The sequence below is a fragment of the Pauljensenia sp. UMB3104 genome (genome assembly GCF_030217285.1).
In the GTDB taxonomy this organism is placed as follows: Bacteria; Actinomycetota; Actinomycetes; order Actinomycetales; family Actinomycetaceae; genus Pauljensenia.
Genome location: NZ_JASONN010000554.1, coordinates 1 through 241 on the forward strand (window position 1 = coordinate 1; position 241 = coordinate 241).

At 63.5% G+C, this 241-nt stretch carries 1 pseudogene; it reads right to left on the reverse strand.

Going from position 1 to position 241, the window contains the following annotated elements:
- Positions 1-36 precede the first annotated feature (36 nt).
- Positions 37-241, reverse strand: a pseudogene (locus tag QP415_RS12765) (glucosamine-6-phosphate deaminase); the annotation flags it as partial.

Genomic DNA, 241 nt, shown 5'->3' on the forward strand with positions numbered 1-241 from the left:
CGACCAGTCCGTTGACTGGGAGTGCACCCGCGGCGCTCATCGCAGGATCTCCCACGCGGTCGTGTACACCTCCTTGTGGGCGAGCTTTGAGGCAGCCGCTTCGTCGAGCAGAACCGTGACGCTGGGGTGCATCTGGATGATGGACGCCGGCCAGAGAGCCGAAACGCCACCCTCGATCATCGCTGCAACCGCGTCAGCTTTGCCTTCTCCGGTGACGATCATCAGCAGGTGCTTCGCATCC